Origin of the sequence: Micromonospora sp. DT4 (genome assembly GCF_049841675.1) — a bacterium.
In the GTDB taxonomy this organism is placed as follows: domain Bacteria; phylum Actinomycetota; class Actinomycetes; order Mycobacteriales; family Micromonosporaceae; genus Micromonospora.
This window is the reverse complement of sequence record NZ_JBNCKT010000013.1, coordinates 40,336-64,813: the sequence shown is the minus strand read 5'-3', so window position 1 is coordinate 64,813 and position 24,478 is coordinate 40,336. Positions and strand designations below refer to the sequence as shown.

Sequence of the window (24,478 nt, the reverse complement as noted above, 5' to 3'; positions counted from 1 at the left end):
CCGGAATGGCTTGACTCGGCCTTGGCTGAGTGTGACTCTATGGGTACGCAGCGTTACCGCGACGATGGTCCGGCAACGTGCGGGGAACCAAACCGGGGGGATGCGCGGGGCGGGCGGAGGTGGGCAGCGGGTCTGTCCACCACCGACCGCCCCGTGCGCTGTCCGCCGCCCGTCCCCCGGCGGCCGTCGTCGGCGCGCGTAAGGTGGAGGATCGGCGCAGACATCGTTCGACAGGAGCTTTCATGACCAGCACCCTCCCGGCGGCCGCCAGCGGTACGCCGTCCGAGGCCCGGCCGAGCACGCTCGCCGAGGGCGACTTCAAGGTGGCGGATCTGTCGCTCGCCGAGTTCGGGCGCAAGGAGATCCAGCTCGCCGAGCACGAGATGCCCGGCCTGATGGCGATCCGGCGGGAGTTCGCCGAAGCGCAGCCGCTCGCCGGTGCGCGGGTCACCGGCTCGCTGCACATGACCATCCAGACCGCCGTCCTGATCGAGACGCTGGTCGCCCTCGGCGCGCAGGTCCGCTGGGCGTCCTGCAACATCTTCTCCACCCAGGACCACGCCGCCGCCGCGATCGTCGTCGGCCCGAACGGCACCCCCGACGCCCCTGCCGGCGTCCCGGTGTACGCCTGGAAGGGCGAGACGCTGCCCGAGTACTGGTGGTGCACCGAGCAGGTGCTCCTCTGGCCGGACGGGCAGGGCCCGAACATGATCCTCGACGACGGCGGTGACGCCACTCTGCTCGTGCACAAGGGCGCCGAGTTCGAGAAGGCCGGCGTCGTGCCGCCGGTCGAGTCCGCCGACTCCGAGGAGTACGCGGTCATCCTCGAACTGCTGCACCGCTCGTTGGGCGAGGACGGCCAGCGCTGGACCCGGGTCGCGGCCGGCATCAAGGGCGTGACCGAGGAGACCACCACCGGCGTGCACCGCCTCTACGAGATGCACCGCGCCGGCACGCTGCTCTTCCCGGCCATCAACGTCAACGACTCGGTGACGAAGAGCAAGTTCGACAACAAGTACGGCTGCCGGCACTCCCTGATCGACGGCATCAACCGGGCCACCGATGTGCTGATCGGCGGCAAGATGGCGGTCGTCATGGGCTACGGCGACGTGGGCAAGGGCTGCGCCGAGTCGCTGCGCGGCCAGGGTGCCCGGGTCGTGGTGACCGAGGTCGACCCGATCTGCGCCCTGCAGGCGGCGATGGACGGCTACCAGGTCGCCACCCTGGACGACGTTGTCGAGCAGGCGGACATCTTCATCACCGCCACGGGCTGCTTCGACGTCATCACCAACGAGCACATGGCCCGGATGAAGCACCAGGCCATCGTCGGCAACATCGGCCACTTCGACAACGAGATCGACATGGCCGGCCTGGCCAAGCGCTCCGACGTCGAGCGGGTCAACATCAAGCCGCAGGTCGACCTGTGGCGGTTCGCCGACGGGCACGCCATCATCGTGCTGTCCGAGGGGCGTCTGCTGAACCTGGGCAACGCCACCGGGCACCCGAGCTTCGTCATGTCGAACTCGTTCGCCAACCAGACGATCGCCCAGATCGAGCTGTTCACCAAGACCGAGGAGTACCCGGTCGGCGTCTACGTGCTGCCCAAGCACCTGGACGAGAAGGTGGCCCGCCTGCACCTGGGCGCGCTCGGCGCGAAGCTGAGCACGCTCACCAAGGAGCAGGCGGCGTACCTGGGTGTCTCCCCGGAGGGGCCGTTCAAGCCGGACCACTACCGCTACTGATCGACATCATCGAACCGGGTCGGCTGCTCGCAGCCGGCCCGGTTCGTCGTTCCCGCAGTCCTGCCCTCCGCGATCTTGCAGTTTCTGTTGTGGATTTGTGGCTGTGGCGCCGGTATGCCACCACAGAAGTGCAAGATCGCGGGGAATGTGGGGCGGGGTGCGGGTTAGTTGCGGCGGGTGGGGCGGAGCCAGGTCCACGCGCACCAGGCCAGCCAGCCCAGTGACACGACGGTGGCCAGTGCTCGCTGGCGCAGGGCGCTGAGCAGCAGCACCACGGCCAGCACCGCCAGCCACGGCAGGAGGGCTTTCACGACGGGGATCCTCGCACGGTCGGTCGGTGAACGGCGCACGGCGGGGTGTCGAAGAGCAGGTCACGGGAAGAGTGAGCTTGCCATGAACAACTTGACGAGGCTCCTGAACTGGAGGAAGGTATGGCTGCCCTAAGTTAGCGAAGGCGTGCCTAATGAACACGGAGCGGGGATGTTCGCCACCTACCTGATCGGCCTGCGGGAGGGCCTGGAAGCGACCCTGGTGGTCAGCATCCTGGTCGCCTTCCTGGTGAAGTCGCAGCGTCGGGACCGGTTGCCCCAGGTGTGGGCGGGCGTCGGCCTGGCCGTGGCGCTCTCCGTGCTGTTCGGCTGGCTCATCGAGTACACCTCGACCTCGCTGCTGGCCCGTTCCGAGGATCGCGAGCTGTTCGAGGCGATCACCTCCGTCGCCGCCGTGGTGTTCGTCACCTGGATGATCTTCTGGATGCGCAAGGCGGCCCGCACCATCGCGGGTGAGCTGCGCGGCAAGCTGACCGAGGCGCTGGCCGTCGGGTCGCTCGCCGTCGCCGGGATGGCCTTCCTCGCCGTGATCCGGGAGGGCCTGGAGACCGCGCTGATCTTCTACTCCGCCGCTCAGGGCGCGGCCGGGGACAGCGGGCCGCTGCTCGCCCTGATCGGCGGCATCGTCACGGCCGTGGTGCTCGGCGTGCTGCTCTACGCCAGCGCCCTGCGGATCAACCTCAGCAAGTTCTTCACCTGGACCGGCGCGCTGCTGATCCTGGTCGCCGCCGGCATCCTCAAGTACGGCGTGCACGACTTCCAGGAGGCCGGTGTCCTGCCCGGCCTCGGCGACCTTGCCTTCGACATCACCACCCTGCTCGACCCGACCACCTGGTACGCGGCGCTGCTGGCCGGCATGTTCAACGTGACCCCCGCGCCCACCGTGCTCGAGACGATCGCCTGGATCGGGTACGCCGTACCGGTCCTGGTGCTCTTCCTGCGCCCGACCCGCCGTACCCCCGCGCCCGGCGCGGCCACCTCGGCGCCGGCGGCGCCCTCCACGCCGGAACCGGCCGTGATGTCGGCGCCCGCGCGGACGTCGCCGCCCACCACCACCGTCACCGAGCGCGGGGCCGACGCCGGCGCCGAGGCCGAGGCGGCATCCGCGCCGCAGCGTGCCTGACCCCCACGAGGAGAGACAGCTCAGATGCGTACCACCCGATTCTTCGCGCTGGCCGCTGCCGGCGTGCTGGCGACGACCGGCATCGCCGCCTGCTCCAAGGGCGACTCCGGTAAGTCGGACGCGGCGGGCGGCCCGATCGTGGTCAAGGCCACCGACACCGCCTGCGACGTCGCCAGGACCGATCTCGGCGCCGGCACCGCCAGCTTCAAGATCACCAACTCGGGCGCGAAGGTCACCGAGTTCTACGTGTACGCCTCCGGCGACCGGGTGATGGGCGAGGTGGAGAACATCGCGCCCGGGCTGAGCCGCGAGCTGCACGTCGAGCTGCCGGCCGGCACGTACGAGACGGCCTGCAAGCCGGGCTTGAGCGGCAAGGGCATCCGGGGCGCGCTCAAGGTCAGCGGGTCCGCGCAGCCGCTGACCGCCGACGCCGCCCTGGCCGGCGCGACCGACAACTACCAGCGCTACGTGAAGAGCCAGACCGCCGCGCTGCTGGAGAAGACCGAGGAGTTCGTCGCGGCCGTGAAGGCCGGCGACGTCGCCAAGGCCAAGGCGCTCTACCCGGTCGCGCGCACCTACTGGGAGCGGATCGAGCCGGTGGCCGAGGTCTTCGGCGACCTCGACCCCAAGATCGACGGCCGCGAGGAGGTCATCGAGGAGGGGATGCAGTTCACCGGCTTCCACCGGATCGAGAAGGACCTGTGGCAGTCCGGCGACATCAGCAAGGACGGTCCGGTCGCGGACCAACTGTTGGTCGACGTCAAGGAGATCGTGGCGAAGGCCAACGCCGAGAAGCTCTCGCCGCTCCAGCTCGCCAACGGCGCGAAGGAGCTGCTCGACGAGGTCGCCAGCGGCAAGATCACCGGCGAGGAGGACCGCTACTCGCACACCGACCTGTGGGACTTCGCCGCCAACCTGGAAGGTTCCAAGGCGGCGCTGTCCGCCCTGCGGCCCGCCCTCGAGCAGCGCTCGCCGGAGCTGGTCAAGCAGCTCGACACCGAGTTCGCGAACGTCGAGGCGCAGCTCGGCAAGCACCGCGACGGTGACGGGTGGAAGCTGCACACCGCGTTGAGCAAGGCCGAGCTCAAGGAGCTCTCGGACGGCATCAACGCGCTCGCCGAGCCGATCAGCAAGGTCGCCGCAGTCGTCGCCCGGTGACCGGGACGCAGGGGGAGTCGAGTCGATGAACGTACGCAGGTTGACCCGTCGGCGGGCGATCACGCTCGCCGGCGCGGGGGTGGCCGGAGTCGCCGGGGTGGCCGCCGGCGCGGGTGCGCTCGTCGGCGGCTCCCGTGGCCCGGCGGCGGCCAGCGACCACCCGGCGGGCGCGGTGCCGTTCTTCGGCGAGCACCAGGCCGGCATCGTCACCCCGGCCCAGGACCGGCTGCACTTCGTCGCCTTCGACGTCATCACGAAGGACCGGGCCCGCCTGGTCGAGATGCTCGAGGAGTGGACGGCCGCCGCCGCCCGGATGACGGCCGGCCGCGACGCCGGTGTCCTCGGGGCGGTCGGCGGTATGCCGGAGGCCCCGCCGGACGACACCGGTGAGGCCCTCGGCCTGCCGCCGTCGCAGCTCACCCTGACCATCGGCTTCGGTCCGACGCTGTTCCGCGATGCCGACGGGCGGGACCGGTTCGGCATCGCCGACCGCCGCCCGGCCGCCCTCGCGGAGCTGCCCAAGTTCCCCGGCGACGCGTTGCAGGCCCCGATCTCCGGCGGCGATCTGTGCGTGCAGGCGTGCGCCAACGACCCCCAGGTGGCGGTGCACGCGATCCGCAACCTGGCGCGGATCGGCATGGGGGTGGTCAGCGTCCGCTGGTCGCAGCTCGGCTTCGGCCGTACGTCGTCGACCTCCCGCGACCAGGCGACCGCCCGCAACCTGTTCGGTTTCAAGGACGGCACGGCCAACCTCAAGGCCGAGGAGACCGACCTGCTCCGCGACCAGCTCTGGGTGCAGCCCGGCGATGGGCCGGACTGGATGACGGGCGGGTCGTACCTGGTCACCCGCAAGATCCGGATGATCGTGGAGACCTGGGACCGGACCCCGCTGGCCGAGCAGGAGGAGATCGTCGGTCGGACCAAGGGCAGTGGCGCCCCGCTCGGGCGCAGCAAGGAGTTCGACGAGCCGGACTTCGCGGCACACGGCGACGACGGCAAGCCGCTGATCGCCGAGCACGCCCACGTCGCCCTGGCCCACCCGAGCCGCAACAACGGCGCGCACCTGCTGCGTCGGGGCTACAACTTCGTCGACGGCTCGGACGGCCTCGGTCGACTCGACGCCGGTCTCTTCTTCATCGCCTACCAGCGGGACCCGCGCCGGCAGTTCGTGCCGATCCAGACCCAGTTGGCCCGCCACGACGTGATGAACGAGTACCTGCGGCACGTCTCCAGCGGCCTGTTCGCCTGCCCGCCCGGCGTACGCGACGGTGGCGACCACTGGGGCCGGGCGCTCTTCGGCTGACCGGGGACGCTGTTCCCGATGGCGACAGCGCGACCGGCCGGAGGCGGCGGTGGCGCCGGACGCTGCCGAGGGGGGATCATGGTGCTAGCCGACCCTGGGCCCATCCCGGTGCTGGCCCTCGCACCACGCGGCGCCGCCGCCGCGGGTCGCGGTGACTGGATTGCCGGCGGCGCTATCCGTGCCGGGTGACGCCGGTCCCACCGAACTGAACGGGGATGCAATATTAATCCCATGAGAGCCCGGGTACTGGTGGTCGACGACGACCCCGCACTCGCCGAGATGCTCGGCATCGTGCTGCGCAGTGAGGGTTTCCTGCCCTCGTTCGTGGCCGACGGCGAGCGGGCGTTGGCCGCGTTTCGTGACAGTCGACCGGACATCGTCCTGCTCGACCTGATGTTGCCTGGAATGAGTGGTATCGACGTGGCGCGGTCCATTCGCGCCGAGTCCGGCGTGCCGATCGTCATGCTGACCGCCAAGAGCGACACCGTGGACGTCGTCCTCGGGCTCGAGTCCGGCGCCGACGACTACGTGGTCAAGCCGTTCAAGCCGAAGGAACTGGTGGCCCGGATGCGGGCCCGGCTGCGCCGTGGCGAGGATGTCGCACCGGAGATGCTGACCATCGGTCCGCCCGGCAACCAGATCACCATCGACGTGCCCGCCCACACCGTCAGCCGCAACGACGAGGAGGTGAAGCTGACGCCGTTGGAGTTCGACCTGCTGGTCGCGCTCGCCCGCAAACCGCGTCAGGTCTTCACCCGCGAGGTGCTGCTGGAGCAGGTGTGGGGTTACCGGCACGCGGCCGACACCCGACTCGTCAACGTGCACGTGCAGCGGCTGCGCGCCAAGATCGAGCCAGATCCGGAGCGGCCGGAAATCATCCTCACCGTGCGGGGCGTGGGCTACAAGGCGGGCACCGGATAGCCTGGTCACACTGTGTCGACCTCGCCGCCTCCGCACCCGCAGACCACCGCAGCCCGCCGGCTCGCCGCCGGCCGGGAGGTCTGGCGCGTGCTGAGCGGGCGGGTCGCGCGACTGCTGGCCCGGGCGCACCAGACCTGGCGGCGTTCGCTCCAGGTCCGGGTGGTGACCATCACGCTGGTCGCCTCCAGCCTGTTGGTGGGCGGTTTCGCATACCTGATCGCTGACAAGATCACGACGATCCTGCTCGACAACGCGCGCACCGACGTCCAACTGCGCCTCAAGGGCGGCGCGGGGTATGCGGCCAGGCAGGTTTCCCTCTACGGTCAGCCGCAGGAGGCGCAGCTCCAGGAGACGATCGAGGGCACGGTCAACTACCTGGCCGGCGGCGACCCCCAGCAGACCAGCGGCGTGGTGGTGGCCATCACCGCCGCCGACTACCCCACCATGATCCAGACTCGCACCGCACCGGCGGTCAACGTCCAGCCCCTGATCAGCAAGGAGCTGCGGGCCACCGTCGCCAGCGGCCGGGTGTCCAGCCAGATCCAGACCGGTCGCCTCACCGGCGAGCCGACGAAGTACCTGGTCTACGGCTCTCCCGTGCCCACCCGCTTCGGGCAGATCGAGCTCTACTACCTGGTGCCGCTGACCCGTCAGGACGCCACCGCCGCGGACGCCCGAGCCACCGTCGTCGGGACCGGCATCGCCCTGGTGATCCTGCTGGGGCTGCTCGCCGCCCTGGCCACCCGGCTCGTGGTCAACCCGGTCCGGGTCGCCGCGCGGACCGCCCAGCGGCTCTCCGCCGGCCTTCTCGACCAGCGGATGGTGGTCAACGGCGAGGACGACCTCGCGCTGCTGGCCGCCTCGTTCAACCAGATGGCGACCAACCTGCAACGGCAGATCCTGCGTCTGGAGGAGATGTCCCGGTTGCAGCGGCGGTTCACCTCCGACGTGTCGCACGAGCTACGCACCCCGTTGACCACGGTCCGGATGGCCGCTGACCTGATCTTCGCCGAGCGTGACGAGTTCGACCCGGCGGTGGCCCGCAGCGCCGAGCTGCTCCAGGCGGAGCTGGACCGTTTCGAGGAACTGCTCACCGACCTGTTGGAGATCAGCCGGTTCGACGCGGGCTTCGCCATGCTGGACGCCGAGCCGACCGACCTGGTGCCGGTGGTGCACCGGGTCGTCGACCGGTTGGCCGGGCTGGCCGAGCGGGTGGGCGTGGAGATCGAGCTGGACCTGCCGGGCACCCCGGTGATCGCCGAGGTCGACCCCCGCCGTGTCGAGCGGGTGCTGCGCAACCTGGTCGGCAACGCCGTCGAACACGGCGAGGCACGCCCGGTGCTGATCACCCTCGGCATCGACGAGACCGCCGTGGCCATCACCGTCCGTGACCACGGGGTGGGGCTGAAGGTGGGCGAGGAGAAGCTGGTGTTCAACAGGTTCTGGCGGGCGGACCCGTCGCGGGCCCGCCAGACCGGCGGTACCGGGCTCGGCCTGTCGATCAGCCTGGAGGACGCCCGCCTGCACGGTGGCTGGCTGGAGGCCTGGGGAGCGCCCGGCCAGGGCGCCCAGTTCCGGCTCACCCTGCCGGCCCGCGCCGGTGACCGGCTCACCACGTCGCCGCTGCGGCTGGTACCCGCCGACGCGGCCCTTCCGTTCGGCGGCCCCCGCGACGGTGGCCCGCTGGCCATCGGCCCGGGCGGCGGCCCAGCGCGGGCGATCGGCCCGGCGCCGGCCGACAGCGGCGAGCGGGAGGAGGTGCGCTCGTGAGGGCTCGACCACTGCTCGGCGCGTTCGGCGCGGCCCTGCTTCTCAGCGCCGGGTGCGGCATCCCGGCCTCGTCCGACGTACGGGTCGACGGCAAGGCCGGCACCGCGACCGAGGCCGGGTCGAGCAACGGCCGCAGTAGCGAGCCGCCGTCGCGGACCGCCAGCGGGAGCGACAACGCGGCCTTCGTGCGCAACTTCCTGTCCGCCGCCGCCGGCGAGCCGGATCGGGCGTACGAGCGGGTGAAGGCGTTCATCGCCCCCGAGCACCGGCCCCGCCTACAGGACAAGAAGGGCAGCGAGGTCGCGCTGACCGTGGTCCGGCTGCGCGAGACGGTCTTCACCTTCAACAGCGACTCCACCACCACCGTCAAGATCACGGTGCAGCAGATCGGCGTGCTGCGGACCAACGGCACCCTGGCGCCCCCGGTGGCGACCGAGACGCAGTACGAGTTCCGGCTGCGCAGCGCGGCCCTCGGCGGCACCGGCAACGACGAGCGCGCCGGCCAGTACCTGCTCGACCCGCCGAACGTGCTGCTGCTCAGCGACGTGGCCCTCCAGCAGTACTACCAGGACGAGTCGATCTACTTCTGGAGTTCGGACCGCACCCGGCTGGTGCCCGACCAGCGCTACCTGCCGTACGCGGTGCCGGACGAGCGCCGGGTCAACGAGGTCGTGCGCTGGCTGGTGGGCGGCCCGTCCGACTGGCTGCGTCCGGGTGTCGTCGGGTTGCCCGACGGCACCGAGCTGATCAACAACGCCACCGGCGCGAACAACCGGTGGGAGGTCAACCTGGACATGTCCGGCGACGACCAGAGCCGGGTCGACCAGGTGATCACGCAGCTCGCCTGGTCGCTGGGTGACCTGCCGGGCGAGCTGGAGCTGAAGATCCGGAACAACTCGCAGCCCGTGCAGGACCTCGACGAGCGCCGGGTCGCCCAACCGCTCTACCCCGTCCGGGAGAGCCCGCAGCGGTACGGCGTCTACGAGGGCGCGATCCGCCCGCTCGACTTCGCCGGCGAGCCCAGCGGCGTGGTGCCCCTGACGCCCGAGGTCAACCGCACCATCGTGTCGGCCGGTCTCGCGCGGGGCGTCAACCGGGTGCTCGCCGCGCTGGTGGTGACCGGCGGCAACGACCGGCAGCGACTCGCGGTGGGCGCCGGGGCGGACACCGTGGCCGCGGTCAGCCGCAGCGCCGGGGAGTACGCCTCGATCAGCCGTCCGGTCTGGCTGCGTACCGTCGACTCACGTCCCGCGCAGGGGCTGGTGGTGGCCGACGGCCGCCTCTACCGCTTCGACGAGGCCGCCCGGATGTCGGAGGTGCCGCTCAACCTGCCCTCGCCGGAGGTCACCGCGGTCGCCGCCGCGCTGGACGGTCAGCGGGTCGCGTTGATCGCCGGCGGACGGCTCTACGTCGCGGCGCTCAACCTCGACGGTTCCGGCAGCGGGGTGTCCATCGGCCCGCCCCGGGCACTGGCCACCTCGTTGACCAACCTGACCGCGGTGGACTGGATCGGGGAGGACCGGCTGGTGGTGGCCGGTTCGGCCGGCCAGCCGGCGATCTACGAGATCAGCGTGGACGGCGCCCTGGAGACGCCGCTGCGCACCGACGTGGGCGCCAAGGTCAACCACCTGACGGCGTACCCCACCAACCGCAGCGTGCGGGTGCCCACCGGGTCGTACATGTACGAGGCGAACAAGGTGGCGTACCGCAGCAGCCCGTTCGAACGGATCGAGCCCGAGCGTGTGCGGGATGTCCCCACGCCGCCGGCCGGAGTCCGCCCGAGCAACCCGTCGGCCCCGTTCTTCCTCTACTGACGTCGTGCGGGAGCTCTGGGCGGACCTCGCCGACCTGGTCCTCCCCGCGGACTGCGCCGGCTGCCGGGCGCGTCACCAACGGATGCGACAGGGGGTCTGCCCGGCCTGTGTGACGGCGCTGGACGCGTTGCGCCCCCGGGCGGCCCGGCCCACGCCCGCTCCGCCGGGCCTGCCGCGCTGCGTCGCCCTCGGCCCGTACGCCGGCCCGCTGCGCGAGGCGCTGCTGGCGTACAAGGAGCATGGTCGGCACGGTCTGGCCCGTCCGCTCGGCGCGTTGCTGGCGGAGGTGGTCGCGGTGGCGGTCGGTGAGGTACGCCCGGTGGCGCTGGTGCCGGTGCCGGACACCGCCGCGGCGGCGCGCGCCCGCTACGGCGACCACCTGGACCGGTTGGCCCGGCACTGCGCGACCCGGCTGAGCCGGTCCGGCTGGCCCGTGCGGGTGCATCGCCCGCTGCGCGCCCTGCCCCGACCCGACTCCGTGACCCTGGACAGCGCGGGCCGTGCCGCGGCCGCCGAGGCGGCTTTCCGTCCCCGCTCCGGCGCGTCCGGTGGACCCGGCCACTCGGGCGGCGGGCCCGTCGTGGTGCTGCTGGACGACATCGTCACCACCGGCGTGACGTTGGCCGCGGCGGCCCGGGTGCTGACCGCGACCGGATGGCGACCGAATGTCGCCGCGGTGCTCGCCGCGACCGAGAAAAGACACCACTTGTAACCGACCGTGTTTCCGTTTCACCCGTTGGTGTATGAGGTGCGAAAAATTCTGGGCGGTCTTGGCGACATGGGGTGACTGCCGGGCGAACAGCAGTTAGCGTTTCGCTGTCGGGGGTAGGAGTCGTTCCATCCCGTCCCTGGCGGTGAGAGGAGGCGTAGCCGTACTGACCGGTCGACGCCAGCGGGTCTTCCCACGGCGCACGACCGGGAAACCGGATCGAAGACGTCCGAACAAGGGAGGTCACGTGGACATCGTGGTCAAGGGCCGCAACGTCGAAGTGCCGGACCATTACCGGGTACACGTAGCCGAGAAACTCGCAAAGGTCGAACGCTACGACCACAAGATTATTCGCATCGATGTCGAGCTGTTTCACGAGCGCAATCCGCGCCAGGCCGAGCACTGCCAGCGGGTGGAGATCACCTGCGTTTCCCGTGGTCCGGTGATCCGGGCCGAGGCCTGCACGAACGATTTCTACAGCGCGCTCGACGCCGCCATCGCGAAACTCGACACCCGGCTACGCCGCGCGGCGGACCGCCGGCGCGTACACCGTGGTCGGCACGCGCCTATCTCCGTGGCCGCCGCCACCGCCGACCTGCCGGTCACGGACCTGGTGACCGCCCCGCTGTCCGCGCCGGCCGCCCGCGCCGGCACCGCCGTCGCGGAGCGCGTCGAGGAGGAGCCCGACCAGCCGTGGCACATCGCCCGGGAGAAGGTGCACCCGGCCGAGCCCATGACGATCGACGACGCGCTGTTCCAGATGGAGCTTGTCGGCCACGACTTCTACCTCTTCCAGGACAAGGAAACCGGCCGCCCCAGCGTCGTCTACCGACGTCACGCCTACGACTACGGCATCATTTCCCTCGACACCTGAGCAGGGTTCGATCCCGCCGAGCACGGGGTCGTGGCGGTCGCCCGTCACGGCCCCATGCTTCGTCAGCGCAGGTCGGCCGGCAGCAGAGCGAAGGTCAGGTCGTCGAGGCGAGCGCCTGCCAAACCGGGCAGACGACCGCGTTGCAGGCCCTCGCGCTGGAAGCCGACCCGCTCCAGCACGCGGTGCGAGGCGGTGTTCTCCGGTACCGTGCCGGCCGTCAGCCGGGCGAGACCGGCGGGCCCGAACGCCCAGGCCGCCAGCAGCCGGACCGCGCGGGTGGCGTACCCGTGCCCCCGCCAGCGCGGCAGCAGGGCGTAGCCGATCGACCCCTCGCCGCTGGTCACCTCGGTGTACGACAGGCCGCAGCTACCCGCCGGCTCACCGGTCGCCACGTCGACGATCAGGAGCCGGGCGATGTCACCAGTCAGCCAGGAACTCTCCGCCAGCCGGCAGCGCCGGTCGATCGACTCCCGCGTCGGTGGCACCGGCGGGGCCTGGTTGGCCACACACTCCGGCCGGCTGTGCAGCCCGTACATCGTCTCCGCGTCGTCCGGCGCGAGCCGGCGCAGCACCACCACCTGATCGATGAGCACCCCGTCGGGCAGGTCGGGCAGCAGCCGTGGGGTCGGGCCGGGCGGATCGCCGGAGAGGCGTACCCAGGTCAGCAGGTCGTGCTGGCCGCCGTCCCGGCGCTGGCCGGCCGACCGACGCAGGCCCTCGTAGCGGAAGCCGGCGGCCAGCGCGACCCGCTGACTGGCCGTGTTCTCCGGCTCGGTGTGCAGCTCCAGCCGCCGCGTTCCCGCGTTGAAGGCGTGCTCGCTCAGCGCGCGGGTCGCGGCGGTGGCCCGTCCGCGTCCCCGCGCCGCCGGCCGCAGCCAGTAGCCGATCTCCGCCTGACTCCGGGCGGGCGCCGGGTTGCTCAACCCGGTACCGCCGAGCAGCCGGTCGGTGGCCGGGTCCGCGATGGCGTACACGGCGCCGCCGCCGGCCCAGACCGCCGGTGCGCCGGCCTCGACCCACCAGCGGGCGTCGACCTCGGTGTACGGGGACGGCATGGTGGACACGAACCGCTGGCTGAGCGGGTCAGCGCAGCCGTCGACCAGGTCCGCGATGTCGCCGGCGTGAAACGGCCGGAGTCGTACCCCGTGCGCCTCGACGACCGGCGGCGAGCCCGTCACGCCAGGTCCTCGGCGAGCAGCGCGGCCACCCAGGCGTCGACCCGCTCACCCCGGTGCTGGACCCCGCCCCGGGCCGTCCCCTCGAACGTGAAGCCCGCCTTCTCGGCGGCTCGCCGGGACGAGGTGTTGCCCACGTTCGCCTTCCACTCGATGCGGGCCAGTCCCAGCGTGGTGAAGCCCCAGGCGCTCAGCGCGATCAGCGCCGCCGGCAGATGACCCCGCCCGCGGACGGCCGGGGCGGTCATGAAGCCCACGTCCGCGAGCAGCGGGTCGGCGGGGGAGAGCCGCAGATCCAGCGTGCCGACGTACCTGTCGTCCAGGTCGGCGATCACGAAGCAGGCCGCGTTTCCCCGGGCCCAGGCGTTCAGGACGGAGCCCCGGTATCCCTGCGCGTCGGAACGGTCGTACGGGTCCGGAACCGTGGTCCAGTGGATCGTCTCCGGGTCCCGGCAGGTCTGCACCACGGCGTCCAGATCCCGCTCCTCCATCGGTCGCAGTCGCAGCTCACCGGCCGCCGAGGTGGCGGACAGGGTCGGCTGTGGGCGGCCGAATGCGCCGGCCCGGCGAGCCGTCCGCCCACGCTTGCGCGCTCATCCGCGTGACGAAGTCGTGGGCGTGTTCGGAAAGGTATGGGCGGGGTACGGTGGTCCAACGCTGAATGTCCCGGTCCTGGCAGGCGCGGTGTACGCCGTCGGCGTCAGCCTCCCGCCAGGGTCGCAGCAGCACCCCGTCCTCGACGATCTCCACAGGCTCCACCCGTGCATCGTGCCGGAACGTTCGCCCTGGGCGTAACCGGATAACGTCCCGGGCGCATCCCGTGCGCGTGTTATGTCGGGTTCGGCGGAGTGGACCGCCGCCACCAGTGACCATCGCGCCGATGGAGCGCCTACGATGGTTCGAGACTGTCTAGGGGAGCGTTGATCCGTGTCGATTCTGGAAAAGGTCCTTAACGCGGGCGAAGGCCGCATGGTGCGCCGGCTCAAGGCCATCGCCGCCGCCGTCAGCTCGATCGAGGACGACTACGTCAACCTCACCGACGAGGAACTGCGCGGCATGACCGAGCAGTTCCGGGAGCGGCTCGCCGATGGCGAGACCCTCGACGACCTCCTGCCGGAGGCGTTCGCGGTGGCCCGCGAGGCGGCCGACCGGGTGCTCGGCCAGCGGCCGTACGACGTCCAGGTGATGGGCGGCGCCGCGCTGCACTTCGGCAACATCGCCGAGATGAAGACCGGTGAGGGTAAGACACTGACCTCGGTCATGGCCGTCTACCTCAACGCGCTCTCCGGCGACGGCGTGCACGTGGTCACCGTCAACGACTACCTCGCCCAGCGCGACGCGGCCTGGATGGGTCGCGTGCACGAGTTCCTCGGGCTGACCGTCGGCGTGGTGCTGCCCAACCGGCCGGCCAGCGAGCACAAGGCCGCCTACGAGTGCGACATCACGTACGGCACCAACAACGAGTTCGGCTTCGACTACCTGCGCGACAACATGGCCTGGTCGAAGGACGAGCTGGTCCAGCGCGGTCACAACTTCGCGGTCGTCGACGAGGTCGACTCGATTCTCATCGACGAGGCACGCACCCCGCTGATCATTTCCGGTCCGGCCGAGCACTCGGCCCGTTGGTACGGCGAGTTCGCGGGCGTCGTGGCCCGGCTCCAGCCCGGCACCGACGGCGAGGGCGACTACGAGGTCGACCACTCCAAGCGCACCATCGCGGTCACCGAGCGCGGCGTCGCCAAGGTCGAGGACCGGCTCGGCATCGACAACCTGTACGAGTCGGTGAACACTCCGCTGGTCGGCTACCTCAACAACGCCATCAAGGCCAAGGAGCTCTACAAGCGCGACAAGGACTACATCGTCAGCGACGGTGAGGTCCTGATCGTCGACGAGTTCACCGGTCGCATCCTGCACGGCCGTCGCTACAACGAGGGCATGCACCAGGCGATCGAGGCCAAGGAGGGGGTGGAGATCAAGCAGGAGAACCAGACCCTGGCCACGATCACCCTCCAGAACTACTTCCGCCTCTACAACAAGCTGTCCGGGATGACCGGTACGGCGCAGACCGAGGCGAGCGAGTTCAACAAGGTCTACAAGGTCGGCGTCGTGAGCATCCCGACCCACCGCCCGATGGTCCGCGAGGACCGGCCGGACGTCATCTACAAGACGGAGAAGGCCAAGTTCAACGCCGTCATCGAGGACATCGCCGAGCGGCACCAGATGGGCCAGCCGGTGCTCGTCGGCACCGTCTCGGTGGAAAACTCCGAGATCCTCTCCCAGCTCCTGCGGCGCCGGGGCATCCCGCACAACGTGCTGAACGCCAAGTTCCACGCCCGGGAGGCCGAGATCGTCGCTCAGGCCGGGCGCAAGGGCGCGGTCACCGTCGCCACCAACATGGCCGGTCGTGGCACCGACATCCTGCTCGGCGGCAACCCCGAGTTCCTCGCGGCCAACGAGCTGCGCCAGCGCGGTCTCGACCCGCTGGAGAACGAGGAGGACTACGCCAAGGCGATGGAGGAGGTCCTGCCCACCTGGAAGCAGGCCTGCGACGCCGAGGCGGACGAGGTCGCCGCCGCCGGTGGCCTGTACGTGCTGGGCACCGAGCGACACGAGTCCCGGCGGATCGACAACCAGCTGCGCGGTCGCGCCGGCCGGCAGGGCGACCCGGGTGAGTCCCGGTTCTACCTGTCCCTGCAGGACGAGCTGATGCGTCGCTTCCGGGCCGGCGCGGTCGAGGCGGTGATGGAGCGCTTCAACATCCCGGAGGACGTGCCCATCGAGTCGAAGATGGTCACCCGCCAGATCAAGAGCGCCCAGGCCCAGATCGAGGGCCAGAATGCCGAGATCCGCAAGAACGTTCTGAAGTACGACGAGGTGCTCAACAAGCAGCGCCAGGTCGTCTACGCCGAGCGGCTGCGGGTGCTCAACGGCGAGGACCTCTCCGACCAGGTCCGCAACATGATCGACGACACCGTCGAGGCGTACGTGCGGGGTGCCACCTCCGAGGGCTACGGCGAGGACTGGGACCTTGAGCAGCTCTGGTCCAGCCTCAAGCAGCTCTACCCGGTCGGCATCACGATCGAGGAGCTGGAGGAGGAGGCCGGCGGTTCCCGGGCCGGCATGGACGCCGACTTTTTGGTCGCCCGCCTCAAGGAGGACGCGAACGCCGCGTACGACCGTCGTGAGGAGCAGCTCGGCACCGAGGGGGTGCGCCAGCTCGAGCGGATGGTGCTGCTCCAGGTAATCGACCGCAAGTGGCGCGAGCACCTCTACGAGATGGACTACCTCCAGGAGGGCATCAACCTCCGGGCGTACGCCCAGCGCGACCCGGTCGTGGAGTACCAGCGCGAGGGCTTCGACATGTTCGCCACCATGATGGAAGGCATCAAGGAGGAGACCGTCGGTTTCCTCTACAACGTGGACGTGCAGGTCACCGAGCCGGAGCCGGCAGCCGACTCGGAAGAGGTCACGCTGCTCGACAAGCCGGTGGAGATCCGGGCCAAGGGCCTCAACCGCGCGCCGCAGCGGCAGGGCCTGCAGTACTCCGCTCCGACCATCGACGGCGAGGCCAGCCCCGGTGCCGTCGCCATCGAGCAGGAGCAGCAGCAGGCCCCGGCGCTCGGTGTGGGCCGCCCGGCCCAGGGCGCTCCGGCGGCACCCGGGCAGAGCGCGCCGTCCGCCCCGCAGCGGCCGGCCTCGGGGCTGCGTGGCCCGATGCTCCCGACCGCGGAATCGCGGCGTCCGGCCCCCAACCAGGCCGACGCCAGCAACGGCCCGTCCCGCAACGCGCCGTGCCCGTGCGGCTCGGGCCGCAAGTACAAGCGGTGCCACGGCGCGCCCAACGGCGGCAACTGACCTTCCGCGCGTCCCGATGGGCCCCGGCCAACAAGGCCGGGGCCCATCGTCGTCTCCGGCCCCGCCTGGTCCCGCTCGGCCCCGCCTGGTCCCGCTCGGCCCCGCCTGGTCCCGCTCGGCCCCGCCTGGCCTCGGCGCGCGGCGGCGGGGTCAGAGGACGTGCAGGGCGGTGCACAGCCAGCGGCCTCGCCGGTGTTCCAGGCGCAGCGCCATGGCCCAGCTCCGGCCACCGGGACCGCTCAGCACGGCGGCTGCCTCCACCGCGGCCTCCCGAGGTTCGCAGACCCGCAGTCGTAGCAGTCGCAGAGCCGGCCGCGTCGCCCGACGGCGCACCGGCCCGGCCCGCCCGGTCGCCCGCGCTAGTTCGGTGAGCAGTTCGACGGCTCGGCCCGGGTCGAGCAGGGGGCGTACCTGGGCCGGCGACCGATAGCCGTTGACCACCTCCAGACAGGTGCCGACGAAGCGGTGCGCGGCCCGGGTGGCCTCGGGGGCGGTCGCCGGTGGCAGGGGTGCGCCGGGGTGGCTGGCCGGACGCACGGTCGTCTGGCGCGGGGCAGTGCGGCGCTCCGCAGGCCGGACCGGATCCGGTCGTGTCGAGGCGAAGAGGTCGAGGGCGAGCTGGCCGTGGGTCGGCCCGGGCCAGTACGTCTCGTCCGGGTACGGCGGGTCGATCGGCGGGACGGGGCGCAGACGCACGGGTGGTCGGGAGGGCCCGGGTCGCCGTCCGCTCATCGCTGCCTCCCATTGATCTTGCGTTTGCCTTCGTTTGCCTTCTACTGCATAGATTCTGAGCGACATAGCGGCTCCGGTCAATGCGCAAGGCAGCGAACCAGCCGCAGGCCAGCATGATCCACTCCAGATCGTGAACGTGGCGGTATCCAAGCGGCTCGGACAGCCCCACTTCGGTGACCTGGAGTCGATTACCGCGCAGGGAGCCGGGCGGCTACTCCGGATCGCGGTCGACGAGGGGGTTGCCGCGTACCCAGTCGGCGGTCTCGGCGTACTTCTGCGCGATGTACTCCTCCAGCCGGGCCCGCTCGACCCGCCACTGGCCACGCCCGCCGATCTTGATCGCCGGCAGCTCCCCGCTGCGGACCATGTGGTAGACCTGCGAGTCCGACACGTTCAGCTCGGCGGCCACGTCGGAGAGCAGCAGGAACCTCGGCTCCACGGAAACTCCCGGGGTTGACGTCGTTTGCCTCAGTTTGCCACCGGCGACGCTCACCGCCCAGCGTCCATCACGGCCAACCGGTGCCGGACACACCGGCGGGAAACTTTCACCGAACGGAGGCGAGGTGTATGACGGTCACGGCGTGCGGAATGATCTGCGCCCGTACCGGCTACCGCCGGCACGGAACCGAGCGGGGAGACGACCGGTGACCGACGAGCTTGTCCGGGTGTACGTGCCGGCGACCGTACCGATGCTGGCCCGTCTGCGTGAGCAGGGGCTGACCGCAGACAGCGCGCACGCGGTGACGCCGGCGCTACGCGAGTGGTACGCCGAGGGTGACGAGGAGGAGTTGGAGTACGTCGCGTTCACCCGGGCCGCACAGGATGCCCTGCACCTGCTCCGAGCCGATCCGGCCGCGCCCCGCCGCCGCGTGGTCGTCTCGGTCGACCTGCCGCCCGCCGCGCTCGGCCGTGGCGACGGTGAGCTGGGTTCCAGCATGGTGACGTTGGCCGACACCGTGCCGGTGAGCGCTGTCGCGGCGATCCACGTCGACGGCACGGATGCCGTCGAGGAGGTCGCCGCGGCGGCCGACGTGGTGGCCGAGGCCGCCGCCGGCGACCCGGACGCGCAGTTCACCGTCGACGGCGCCGAGGATCACGAGTTGGAGTGGTACGACGTGACGGAGCTGGATCTTCTGCTGCGCAGTGCCGACTGAAGCCGCCGCGGCAGGCGGTACCGGTCAGTGGGCGGCGTCGGCCTGGGCCGGGTCGCCATCCGCGTCGCGGGTCACCGTGTCCGGCTCGTCGTCGGTGTGCGACGGGCCGAGCGTCCGGCCGAACGCGACGAGCGCGGTCAGCGCCCCCACGAAGAGCACCCAGATGCCGTTGTCCACCCGCGAGGTGCCCAGCGAGGTCTGCGCCACCGCGTCCGCCTCGCTGAGCGCGCTGGCCAGGTCCAGCAGCGACCGACCGCCGATCCGGATGATCACCTCGGCGAGCAGCAGGAGCAGACCCGGCCCGGCACCGGCCAGCAGGTACGCCGGCCAGCGCAGCGCGGGCGTCCGTGGGTCGCGCCGCAGGGCTCGCCGCCGCGCCCAGGTGAGGTAGCCGAAGGCGAGCAGCCCGGCCAGCAGGCCGCCGAGGAGCGACTCGGTGCGCGACACCCACTTGGCCGCGTCGACAAGCGACTGCTGGGTGTCGCCCGCGCCGAAGAGGTCGAACAGCGGGTCCCGTGCACGACTGAACGCCACCACGAAGATCAGCGTGCCCAGCGCGGCGGTCACCACCGCGCCGACCGCCGGGGCGGTCCGTGCGCCCGCGACCGCTCCACCGATGATCGCTGCCGCTGCGGTGGTACCGGCGATCACGTTCGTGGTCGAGGTGTCGAAGTAGGTAAGGTTGATCGCCACCGCGGCGGCCAGCCCGACCAGCATCCCGGCCCCGATCGCCCCAACGAAGCGCAGGGTCGTCGAGTCGCCGTACCGGCGGGACAGCAGGTTGCCGAAGGCCAGCGCGGTGGCCGCGCCCGCGACGAGCGCGGCCGAGATCACGCCGGGCAGGGCGAACGCGGACAGGCTGATCGCGGTGATGCCGGCCGCCGCCGAGGTGATGGCCTCCCGGGTCGACCAGAGCATGGCGGCCAGCCAGCCGAGCGCCAGCACCGCGAGCACCGCCGCGCCGGGCGCCGGGGTGGGCCGGCCGCTCGGGCCGGTCGCGTCGACCGCTGGCTGGTCCGACTCCGCGGCTGAGGCGCGGCCGGGCTGCTTGGTCATCGTCTCCCCTTCGAGGCGCCAGGTCACCGACCATTCAGGGTACGCGGGCCGCCGCGACCCCCACCGCACGAGCCACACCCGACGGGTACGCGCCAGCGACGTACCCCCGAAGGAACCGCAACGGCCCCACGAACCTCGACCGACGTCCCACCGCCGCGACCGGTAAGGGGAGAAGGGCCGGCCGGTCCTTCGATCGGGTGACGGTGGCGGCAGGACCAGCACCTTCGCGTGAAACAATCGCGGGAGGTCCCGCCGCTGCTCGGCCACCCGTGCGGCGTCCGGTGTCCGGCTATCCGGTCGGTGCCCGCGGGTCCGGTTTCGCCACCGCTGTCGAGATCGCCAGGAGCCTTGATGGATGCCGTGTTCTCCGTTCCCGAGCCGCGCAACGAGCCGGTTCGCAACTACGAGCCGGGCAGCGCAGACCGGGAACGGCTCCAGCGGCGGCTGACCGAGCTGGCCGCCGAGCGTGTCGACCTGCCGATGACCATCGGCGGGGAGCAGCGGATGGCGGCCGGTGACCCGATCGACGTGGTGCAGCCGCACAAGCACGCCCACATGCTCGGCGTGACCGCGCACGCCACCCATGAGGATGCCCGCGCCGCGATCAAGGCGGCCAAGGACGCCGCGCCGATGTGGCGGGCGCTGCCGTTCGAGGAGCGCGCCGCGATCTTCCTGCGCGCCGCCGAACTGCTCGCCGGCCCCTGGCGGGACACCCTCAACGCCGCCACCATGCTCGGCCAGTCGAAGACCGCGATCCAGGCGGAGATCGACGCGGCTTGTGAGTTCATCGACTTCCTGCGCTTCAACGTGCACTTCGCGCGGCGTCTGCTCGAGGAGCAGCCGGCATCGTCGCCCGGCGTGTGGAACCGCCTCGACCACCGCCCGCTGGAGGGCTTCGTCTACGCGGTCACCCCGTTCAACTTCACCGCCATCGCCGGCAACCTGCCGTCGGCGCCGGCGCTGCTGGGCAACACCGTGATCTGGAAGCCGGGCCCGACCCAGCAGTTCGCCGCGCACTTCACCATGCGGCTGTTCGAGGCCGCCGGCCTGCCGCCCGGTGTGATCAACATGGTGACCGGCCGGGGCGAGGAGGTCTCGGACGTCGTGCTCGCCGACCCGGATCTGGCCGGTATCCACTTCACCGGTTCGACCAAGGTCTTCCAGCAGTTGTGGAAGACCGTCGGCGACAACATCGCGCGCTACCGGGGCTACCCGCGACTGGTCGGCGAGACCGGCGGCAAGGACTTCGTGGTCGCGCACACCAGCGCCGACGTGGACGCGCTGCACACCGCGCTGATCCGCGGCGCGTACGAGTACCAGGGCCAGAAGTGCTCGGCCGCCTCCCGGGCGTACGTGCCGCGCTCGATCTGGGAGGGTGGCCTGCGTGACCGCCTGGCCGCGACCGCCGACTCGCTGACCTACGGCGACGTGGCCGACTTCGGCAACTTCGGCGGCGCGGTGATCGACGACAAGGCGTTCGCCCGGCACACTGCGGCGCTGGACCTGATCGCCGGTGACGACAGCTGTCGGGTGCTGGCCGGCGGCACGGCCGACGACTCGGTCGGCTACTTCGTCCGGCCGACGCTCTTCGAGTGCTCCGACGCCGCGCACGAGACGTTCACCACCGAGTACTTCGGGCCGATCCTGGGCGTGCACGTGTTCGACGACGCCCGCTTCGACGAGGTGGTCGCGCAGGCCGAGTCGATCGCCCCGTACGCGCTGACCGGGTCGGTGTTCGCCACCGACCGCCGGGTCGTCGACGCAGTCGGCGAACGCATGCGGTACGCGGCAGGCAACTTCTACATCAACGACAAGCCGACCGGTGCCGTGGTGGGGCAGCAGCCCTTCGGTGGTGCCCGCGCCAGCGGCACGAACGACAAGGCCGGCTCCTGGCTGAACCTGGTCCGCTGGGTGTCGCCGCGGACGATCAAGGAGACCTTCGTGCCGCCGACCGACCACACGTACCCCCACATGGGGTGACCTGTGGTGATCCGCCGGCGGCGTGCGTAGCGCCGCCGGCGGTCGGCCGAGGGCGAGCATCCATCGATAGTCCTCAACGGACAGTCTGCCGCCGACAGTGCACATAGGAAGTCCTGCCGGGTGGCAAACTGCCAAATCCTGGACGCCGGCAGCACAAAGTGGCAGCGTAACGGGCATGGCGGAATCCGGAGTCAACCCCACGGCGGCAGCCCTTCTCGGGCTGCTCCACGAGGGTCCCATGACAGGCGGTCAGTTGATGGCCGCCGCAGAGCGCCGGCTGGCGCCCTACTGGTCGATGACCCGCAGTCAGGTCTACCGCGAGTTGCCGGTCCTGGCCGAGCGCGGGTACGTGCGGCTCGGCAAGCCGGGCCCCCGAATGAGCCAGCCGTACGCGCTCACCGCCAGTGGGAAACGGACGTTCTCCCGCTGGCTGGCGGAGAACCCGGGGCGGGACACCATCCGCAACCCGGTCGCGCTCCGGATGGCCTTCGGCAACCTCCACTCGGCCAGCCAACTCAAGGGCCTGTACGCCTCAGCCAACGAATACCACACCGAGGCCCTCGCCCAGGTTCGGGAACAGGTCAAGAACGCCAAACGGGACGGCGAGACGTACGACGCCAGCGCGCTGGAGTTCGCCGTCGCCTACCACCGGGCGGCCCTTTCGTGGCTGAAGTCCGCCCCCGTCGGGTGAGCACCGGCGGGTTCCCGGACGCGGAACGAGCTGCGCCTTCCGGGACGCAGTGCCGATTTGGCGTCGACCTGCGGGGCTCGCAAGCTCACTCCTCGTCCGCGCAGTACGCTTGGCTGTCGTGACCGCTGCCGATTACGCCGAACAGCTCAAGGAACTCGACGCGACCCTGCGCAACATCGAGGCCGTCCTCAATCTGGACCGGCTGCACGAGGACAAGGCCCGCCTGGAGCAGGAGGCGTCCGCCCCTGACCTGTGGGACGACCAGGCCAAGGCTCAGCAGGTGACCTCGCAGCTGTCGTACGTCAACGGCGAGATCAGCAAGCTGGGCAGCCTGCGCTCGCAGCTCGACGACGCCCGGGTGCTGCTGGAGTTGGCCGAGGCCGAGTCCGACCCAGGTGTGCTGACCGAGGTCGAGGCGGAGATCACCGGGTTGACCAAGGCCATCCAGGAGATGGAGGTCCGCACCCTGCTCTCCGGCGAGTACGACTCCCGCGAGGCGCTGGTCGCCATCCGGGCCGGCGCCGGTGGCGTGGACGCGGCGGACTTCGCCGAGATGCTGCTGCGGATGTACCTGCGCTGGGCCGAGCGGCACGGCTACCCGACCGAGGTCTACGAGACCTCGTACGCCGAGGAGGCGGGCCTCAAGTCGGCCACCTTCGCGGTCAAGGTGCCGTACGCGTACGGCACGCTCAGCGTCGAGTCGGGCACCCACCGGCTGGTCCGGATCAGCCCGTTCGACAACCAGGGCCGCCGGCAGACCAGCTTCGCGGGCGTCGAGGTGCTGCCGGTCACCGAGCAGACCGACCACATCGACATTCCGGAGAACGAGGTCCGGACCGACGTCTACCGCTCCTCGGGCCCGGGTGGGCAGAGCGTCAACACCACCGACTCGGCGGTCCGGCTCACCCACATCCCCACCGGCATCGTGGTGACCTGCCAGAACGAGAAGTCCCAGCTACAGAACAAGGCCTCCGCGCTGCGGGTGCTCCAGGCGCGACTGTTGGAGCGCAAGCGCCAGGAGGAGCAGGCCAAGCTGGAGGGCCTGAAGGAGAACGCCGCCGGTTCGTGGGGCGACCAGATGCGCTCGTACGTCCTGCACCCGTATCAGATGGTGAAGGATCTCCGAACCGAGCAGGAGACCGGCAATCCGAGCGCGGTCTTCGACGGCGAGCTGGACGGTTTCATCGAGGCCGGTATTCGTTGGCGTAAGCAGCGACAGCTCGCCGGCGACAGTGTGTGACGGCACGCGGGCGGAGCGCGTCGTCGATCTCCAGGTGAGAGTCTGATTCGACGACGCGCGCCCCTTCTGTGGGGCGTGGGGCTTGGCTCAGTTGTTACACCGCGTAGACTCACGACCCGTGATTCAGCTTGAGCAAGTGACGAAGACGTACCCGAAGGCGTCCCGGCCTTCGCTCGACAACGTGTCCGTCTCGATCGAGAAGGGCGAGTTCGTCTTCTTCATCGGTCCATCCGGCTCCGGCAAGTCCACGATCATCAAGATGCTGCTGCACGAGGTGACCCCCAACAAGGGGCGCGTCATCGTCAACAGCAAGGACGTCACGTCGATGCGCTCCTGGAAGCGACCCCACTTCCGGCGTTCGATCGGCTGCGTCTTCCAGGACTTCCGGCTGCTGCCGAACCGTACCGCCTACGAGAACGTGGCATTCGCTCTCGAGGTGATCGGCAAGACCAAGGCGGTTGCCCGCCGGGTCGTGCCGGAGGTGCTGGAGCTGGTCGGGCTCGGTGGCAAGGAGCACCGCTACCCGCACGAACTCTCCGGCGGTGAGCAGCAGCGGGTCGCCGTCGCCCGGGCGTTCGTGAACCGTCCGCTGATCCTGCTGGCGGACGAGCCGACCGGAAACCTGGACCCGGACACCTCGATCGAGATCATGCGTCTGCTGGACCGGATCAACCGCACCGGCACGACCGTCGTGATGGTCACCCACGACTCCAACATCGTGAACCAGATGCGCCGCCGCGTCATCGAGATCGAGAGTGGCCGCATCGTGCGTGACCAGGCCCGCGGCGTCTACGGGTGAGCCGGCGCTCCATCCCGCACGCAGCCTGACGACGAACACCTCATGCCGGAGAC

General features: G+C 70.8%; 22 protein-coding genes. 15 read left to right on the top strand and 7 right to left on the bottom strand.

Annotation, left to right across the window (positions count from 1 at the left end):
• Window positions 1–242: 242 nt before the first annotated feature.
• Window positions 243–1,742 (top strand): adenosylhomocysteinase, encoded by a 1,500-nt coding sequence (gene ahcY / locus ACLQ24_RS07020; protein WP_425889767.1) that lies wholly within the window; start codon window positions 243–245, stop codon window positions 1,740–1,742.
• A 164-nt stretch (window positions 1,743–1,906) separates the two neighbouring features.
• Here ahcY and ACLQ24_RS07015 read toward each other — a convergent pair whose 3' ends face one another.
• Window positions 1,907–2,053, bottom strand: a complete 147-nt coding sequence (locus ACLQ24_RS07015) for a hypothetical protein (protein ID WP_425889765.1) — start codon at window positions 2,051–2,053, stop codon at window positions 1,907–1,909.
• Window positions 2,054–2,222: 169 nt separating this feature from the next.
• Here ACLQ24_RS07015 and efeU point away from each other — a divergent pair, with 169 nt between their 5' ends.
• The 8 genes from efeU (at window position 2,223) to hpf (ending at window position 11,743) form a co-directional block, all read left to right on the top strand.
• The gene (efeU, locus tag ACLQ24_RS07010; protein WP_425889764.1) at window positions 2,223–3,194 is read left to right on the top strand and encodes an iron uptake transporter permease EfeU; all 972 of its coding nucleotides are present in this window, start codon (window positions 2,223–2,225) and stop codon (window positions 3,192–3,194) included.
• A gap of 24 nt (window positions 3,195–3,218) precedes the next feature.
• Window positions 3,219–4,352 carry an iron uptake system protein EfeO gene (gene efeO, locus ACLQ24_RS07005; RefSeq protein ID WP_425889762.1) on the top strand — a complete coding sequence of 378 codons (1,134 nt, stop codon included), beginning with the start codon at window positions 3,219–3,221 and terminating at the stop codon, window positions 4,350–4,352.
• Between the two features lie 25 nt (window positions 4,353–4,377).
• Window positions 4,378–5,655 carry an iron uptake transporter deferrochelatase/peroxidase subunit gene (efeB, locus tag ACLQ24_RS07000; RefSeq protein WP_425889760.1) on the top strand — a complete coding sequence of 426 codons (1,278 nt, stop codon included), beginning with the start codon at window positions 4,378–4,380 and terminating at the stop codon, window positions 5,653–5,655.
• A 231-nt stretch (window positions 5,656–5,886) separates the two neighbouring features.
• Window positions 5,887–6,576 carry an MtrAB system response regulator MtrA gene (gene mtrA / locus ACLQ24_RS06995; RefSeq protein ID WP_007455837.1) on the top strand — a complete coding sequence of 230 codons (690 nt, stop codon included), beginning with the start codon at window positions 5,887–5,889 and terminating at the stop codon, window positions 6,574–6,576.
• A gap of 12 nt (window positions 6,577–6,588) precedes the next feature.
• The gene (gene mtrB, locus ACLQ24_RS06990; protein ID WP_425889758.1) at window positions 6,589–8,346 is read left to right on the top strand and encodes an MtrAB system histidine kinase MtrB; all 1,758 of its coding nucleotides are present in this window, start codon (window positions 6,589–6,591) and stop codon (window positions 8,344–8,346) included.
• A complete protein-coding gene (locus ACLQ24_RS06985; protein WP_425889756.1) occupies window positions 8,343–10,160 on the top strand; it encodes an LpqB family beta-propeller domain-containing protein in 1,818 nt (605 codons plus the stop codon). The genes mtrB and ACLQ24_RS06985 overlap by 4 nt, the downstream gene beginning before the upstream one ends.
• A gap of 4 nt (window positions 10,161–10,164) precedes the next feature.
• A complete protein-coding gene (locus tag ACLQ24_RS06980) occupies window positions 10,165–10,872 on the top strand; it encodes a ComF family protein (protein ID WP_425889755.1) in 708 nt (235 codons plus the stop codon).
• 244 nt (window positions 10,873–11,116) lie between these two features.
• Window positions 11,117–11,743 carry a ribosome hibernation-promoting factor, HPF/YfiA family gene (gene hpf, locus ACLQ24_RS06975; RefSeq protein WP_425889753.1) on the top strand — a complete coding sequence of 209 codons (627 nt, stop codon included), beginning with the start codon at window positions 11,117–11,119 and terminating at the stop codon, window positions 11,741–11,743.
• A gap of 62 nt (window positions 11,744–11,805) precedes the next feature.
• Here the strand turns inward: hpf and ACLQ24_RS06970 are convergent, their stop codons facing one another.
• Genes ACLQ24_RS06970 through ACLQ24_RS06960 form a run of 3 tightly spaced genes read right to left on the bottom strand, consistent with a single transcriptional unit; the run spans window position 11,806 to window position 13,677 of the window.
• The gene (locus ACLQ24_RS06970; RefSeq protein ID WP_425889751.1) at window positions 11,806–12,921 is read right to left on the bottom strand and encodes a GNAT family N-acetyltransferase; all 1,116 of its coding nucleotides are present in this window, start codon (window positions 12,919–12,921) and stop codon (window positions 11,806–11,808) included.
• On the bottom strand, window positions 12,918–13,409 hold the full coding sequence (locus ACLQ24_RS06965) for a GNAT family N-acetyltransferase (RefSeq protein ID WP_425889750.1): 492 nt from the start codon (window positions 13,407–13,409) through the stop codon (window positions 12,918–12,920). Before ACLQ24_RS06965 ends, ACLQ24_RS06970 begins: the two co-directional genes overlap by 4 nt.
• A gap of 16 nt (window positions 13,410–13,425) precedes the next feature.
• Window positions 13,426–13,677: a GNAT family N-acetyltransferase gene (locus tag ACLQ24_RS06960; protein WP_425889749.1), complete on the bottom strand. Its 252-nt coding sequence runs from the start codon at window positions 13,675–13,677 to the stop codon at window positions 13,426–13,428.
• 168 nt (window positions 13,678–13,845) lie between these two features.
• Here ACLQ24_RS06960 and secA point away from each other — a divergent pair, with 168 nt between their 5' ends.
• Window positions 13,846–16,773 (top strand): preprotein translocase subunit SecA, encoded by a 2,928-nt coding sequence (gene secA, locus ACLQ24_RS06955; RefSeq protein WP_425889748.1) that lies wholly within the window; start codon window positions 13,846–13,848, stop codon window positions 16,771–16,773.
• A 150-nt stretch (window positions 16,774–16,923) separates the two neighbouring features.
• Here secA and ACLQ24_RS06950 read toward each other — a convergent pair whose 3' ends face one another.
• Together ACLQ24_RS06950 and ACLQ24_RS06945 are read right to left on the bottom strand one after the other, a co-directional pair.
• Window positions 16,924–17,505, bottom strand: a complete 582-nt coding sequence (locus tag ACLQ24_RS06950) for an Rv3235 family protein (RefSeq protein ID WP_425889746.1) — start codon at window positions 17,503–17,505, stop codon at window positions 16,924–16,926.
• A 211-nt stretch (window positions 17,506–17,716) separates the two neighbouring features.
• Window positions 17,717–17,944: a helix-turn-helix transcriptional regulator gene (locus tag ACLQ24_RS06945; protein ID WP_053657286.1), complete on the bottom strand. Its 228-nt coding sequence runs from the start codon at window positions 17,942–17,944 to the stop codon at window positions 17,717–17,719.
• 205 nt (window positions 17,945–18,149) lie between these two features.
• On the opposite strand from ACLQ24_RS06945, the gene ACLQ24_RS06940 reads away from it, so the two are divergent.
• A complete protein-coding gene (locus tag ACLQ24_RS06940; protein ID WP_425889744.1) occupies window positions 18,150–18,659 on the top strand; it encodes a DUF6912 family protein in 510 nt (169 codons plus the stop codon).
• Window positions 18,660–18,683: 24 nt separating this feature from the next.
• On the opposite strand, the gene ACLQ24_RS06935 is transcribed toward ACLQ24_RS06940, so the two are convergent.
• The gene (locus tag ACLQ24_RS06935; RefSeq protein ID WP_425889742.1) at window positions 18,684–19,715 is read right to left on the bottom strand and encodes a hypothetical protein; all 1,032 of its coding nucleotides are present in this window, start codon (window positions 19,713–19,715) and stop codon (window positions 18,684–18,686) included.
• Window positions 19,716–20,066: 351 nt separating this feature from the next.
• On the opposite strand from ACLQ24_RS06935, the gene pruA reads away from it, so the two are divergent.
• The 4 genes from pruA (at window position 20,067) to ftsE (ending at window position 24,425) form a co-directional block, all read left to right on the top strand.
• A complete protein-coding gene (gene pruA, locus ACLQ24_RS06930; RefSeq protein WP_425889740.1) occupies window positions 20,067–21,695 on the top strand; it encodes an L-glutamate gamma-semialdehyde dehydrogenase in 1,629 nt (542 codons plus the stop codon).
• Between the two features lie 175 nt (window positions 21,696–21,870).
• Window positions 21,871–22,386: a PadR family transcriptional regulator gene (locus ACLQ24_RS06925; RefSeq protein ID WP_425889739.1), complete on the top strand. Its 516-nt coding sequence runs from the start codon at window positions 21,871–21,873 to the stop codon at window positions 22,384–22,386.
• 118 nt (window positions 22,387–22,504) lie between these two features.
• Window positions 22,505–23,626, top strand: coding sequence for a peptide chain release factor 2 (prfB, locus tag ACLQ24_RS06920; RefSeq protein WP_425889737.1), 1,122 nt, complete (start codon window positions 22,505–22,507; stop codon window positions 23,624–23,626).
• A gap of 118 nt (window positions 23,627–23,744) precedes the next feature.
• Entirely contained in the window at window positions 23,745–24,425 is a 681-nt protein-coding gene (gene ftsE, locus ACLQ24_RS06915; protein ID WP_007455859.1) for a cell division ATP-binding protein FtsE, read from the top strand.
• Window positions 24,426–24,478: the final 53 nt, after the last annotated feature.

What these genes read in the sequence shown, in the direction of transcription:
- ahcY (WP_425889767.1), top strand. Translation starts at nt 243, where the DNA reads ATGACCAGCACCCTCCCGGCGGCCGCCAGCGGTACGCCGTCCGAGGCC.
- efeU (WP_425889764.1), top strand. Translation starts at nt 2,223, where the DNA reads ATGTTCGCCACCTACCTGATCGGCCTGCGGGAGGGCCTGGAAGCGACC.
- efeO (WP_425889762.1), top strand. Translation starts at nt 3,219, where the DNA reads ATGCGTACCACCCGATTCTTCGCGCTGGCCGCTGCCGGCGTGCTGGCG.
- efeB (WP_425889760.1), top strand. Translation starts at nt 4,378, where the DNA reads ATGAACGTACGCAGGTTGACCCGTCGGCGGGCGATCACGCTCGCCGGC.
- mtrA (WP_007455837.1), top strand. Translation starts at nt 5,887, where the DNA reads ATGAGAGCCCGGGTACTGGTGGTCGACGACGACCCCGCACTCGCCGAG.
- ACLQ24_RS06965 (WP_425889750.1), bottom strand. Translation starts at nt 13,409, where the DNA reads ATGGAGGAGCGGGATCTGGACGCCGTGGTGCAGACCTGCCGGGACCCG.
- ACLQ24_RS06950 (WP_425889746.1), bottom strand. Translation starts at nt 17,505, where the DNA reads ATGAGCGGACGGCGACCCGGGCCCTCCCGACCACCCGTGCGTCTGCGC.
- ACLQ24_RS06935 (WP_425889742.1), bottom strand. Translation starts at nt 19,715, where the DNA reads ATGACCAAGCAGCCCGGCCGCGCCTCAGCCGCGGAGTCGGACCAGCCA.
- pruA (WP_425889740.1), top strand. Translation starts at nt 20,067, where the DNA reads ATGGATGCCGTGTTCTCCGTTCCCGAGCCGCGCAACGAGCCGGTTCGC.
- ACLQ24_RS06925 (WP_425889739.1), top strand. Translation starts at nt 21,871, where the DNA reads ATGGCGGAATCCGGAGTCAACCCCACGGCGGCAGCCCTTCTCGGGCTG.